2 protein-coding genes are annotated in these 2,291 nt (G+C 62.6%); both read left to right on the top strand.

What is annotated here, in order from left to right; genetic code table 11:
• Nucleotides 1-81 precede the first annotated feature (81 nt).
• Entirely contained in the window at nucleotides 82-1,140 is a 1,059-nt protein-coding gene (locus OQK_RS27010; protein ID WP_003224000.1) for an alpha-ketoacid dehydrogenase subunit beta, read from the top strand.
• Nucleotides 1,141-2,291: dihydrolipoamide acetyltransferase family protein (locus tag OQK_RS27015; protein ID WP_038861854.1), on the top strand; the 1,151-nt coding region annotated here is incomplete at its 3' end.

Genomic DNA, 2,291 nt, shown 5'->3' on the forward strand with positions numbered 1-2,291 from the left:
GCGCCGCGACCATGTTCGAAGACGTCTACAAAGAGATGCCGGAGCACTTGAAGCGCCAGCGTCAGCAGTTGGGGATCTGACATGAACGATCACAACAACAATATTCAGTTGGAAACCGCCATGACCACGACCACCATGACCATGATCCAGGCCCTGCGCTCGGCCATGGATGTGATGCTTGAGCGCGATGACAACGTCGTCGTCTTCGGTCAGGACGTCGGCTACTTCGGCGGCGTGTTCCGCTGCACCGAAGGCCTGCAGACCAAGTACGGCACCTCGCGGGTGTTCGACGCGCCGATCTCGGAAAGTGGCATCGTCGGCGTGGCCGTCGGCATGGGCGCCTACGGTTTGCGTCCGGTCGCCGAAATCCAGTTCGCCGACTACGTCTACCCCGCCTCCGACCAGATCATCTCCGAAGCAGCGCGTCTGCGTTATCGCTCGGCCGGTGAATTCACCGCACCGATGACCCTGCGCATGCCATGCGGCGGCGGCATCTACGGCGGCCAGACCCACAGCCAGAGCATCGAGGCGATGTTCACTCAGGTCTGCGGTCTGCGCACGGTGATGCCGTCCAACCCGTACGACGCCAAAGGCCTGCTGATCGCCTCCATCGAAAACGATGACCCGGTGATCTTTCTTGAGCCGAAACGCCTGTACAACGGCCCGTTCGATGGCCATCACGACCGCCCGGTAACCCCGTGGTCGAAACACCCGCAAGCCCAGGTGCCGGACGGTTACTACACCGTGCCGCTGGACGTCGCTGCGATCACTCGCCCGGGCAAGGACGTGACCGTGCTGACCTACGGCACCACCGTATACGTCTCGCAAGTCGCTGCCGAAGAATCCGGCGTCGATGCCGAAGTCATCGACCTGCGCAGCCTGTGGCCGCTGGACCTGGAAACCATCGTCAAGTCGGTGAAGAAAACCGGCCGCTGCGTGGTGGTTCACGAAGCTACCCGCACCTGCGGTTTCGGCGCCGAGCTGGTGTCGCTGGTGCAAGAGCATTGCTTCCATCACCTGGAAGCGCCGATCGAGCGCGTCACCGGTTGGGACACTCCCTACCCGCACGCGCAGGAGTGGGCGTATTTCCCAGGGCCGTCCCGCGTGGGCGCGGCGTTGAAACGGGTCATGGAGGTCTGAATGGGCACGCACGTTATCAAGATGCCGGACATCGGCGAAGGCATCGCAGAAGTAGAACTGTCGCAGTGGCACGTCAAGGTTGGCGATCTGGTGGTTGAAGACCAGGTGCTGGCGGATGTGATGACCGACAAGGCGATGGTCGATATTCCGTCGCCGGTGCATGGCAAGGTGATTGCCCTTGGTGGTCAGCCGGGTGAAGTGATGGCGGTCGGCAGTGTGCTGATCAGCATCGAAGTCGAAGGGGCTGGCAACCTTAAAGAGTCCGCCGCGCCCGCGCCGGTCAAAGAAGCACCGGTTGCGCCGAAAGTTGAAGCCGCTGTCGAAAGCAAGCCCGCCGCAGCCGCCGCACCACGTCCGGCTGCCGTTTGCCAAGGCCCGATGGTTGCTCGCGAAGCGGATGAACGCCCGCTCGCATCGCCGGCCGTGCGCAAACATGCGCTGGATCTGGGCATTCAATTGCGTCTGGTGCGCGGCACCGGCCCGGCCGGTCGCGTGTTGCATGAAGATCTTGAGACCTATCTGGCGCAAGGTCAGTCGAATGCTTCGGCGCCGGCCGCTGCCGCTTACGCTCAACGCAACGACGAAGAACAGATTCAAGTGATCGGCATGCGCCGCAAGATCGCCCAGCGCATGCAGGACGCTACTCAGCGTGCCGCGCACTTCAGTTATGTCGAAGAAATCGACGTCACCGCGATCGAAGAACTGCGTGCGCACCTGAATGAAAAACATGGCGCCAGCCGTGGCAAGTTGACCTTGTTGCCGTTCCTCGTTCGCGCGCTGGTGGTGGCCCTGCGCGACTTCCCGCAGATGAACGCCCGTTACGACGACGAAGCGCAAGTCATCACCCGCCTCGGTGCGGTGCATGTCGGCGTCGCCACGCAAAGCGATGTCGGCCTGATGGTGCCCGTGGTGCGTCACGCCGAAGCGCGCAGCCTGTGGGACAGCGCCGCGGAAATTTCGCGTTTGGCCAACGCCGCGCGCAATGGCAAAGCCAGCCGTGATGAGCTGTCCGGTTCGACCATTACGCTCACCAGCCTCGGTGCGCTGGGCGGCATTGTCAGCACGCCGGTGCTGAACCTGCCGGAAGTGGCCATTGTCGGCGTGAACAAAATCGTCGAACGGCCAATGGTGGTCAAAGGCCAAGTGGTGAT

The organism is Pseudomonas sp. R62, from assembly GCF_000257605.1.
In the GTDB taxonomy this organism is placed as follows: domain Bacteria; phylum Pseudomonadota; class Gammaproteobacteria; order Pseudomonadales; family Pseudomonadaceae; genus Aquipseudomonas; species Aquipseudomonas atacamensis.

What these genes read in the sequence shown, in the direction of transcription:
- OQK_RS27010 (WP_003224000.1), top strand. Translation starts at nt 82, where the DNA reads ATGAACGATCACAACAACAATATTCAGTTGGAAACCGCCATGACCACG.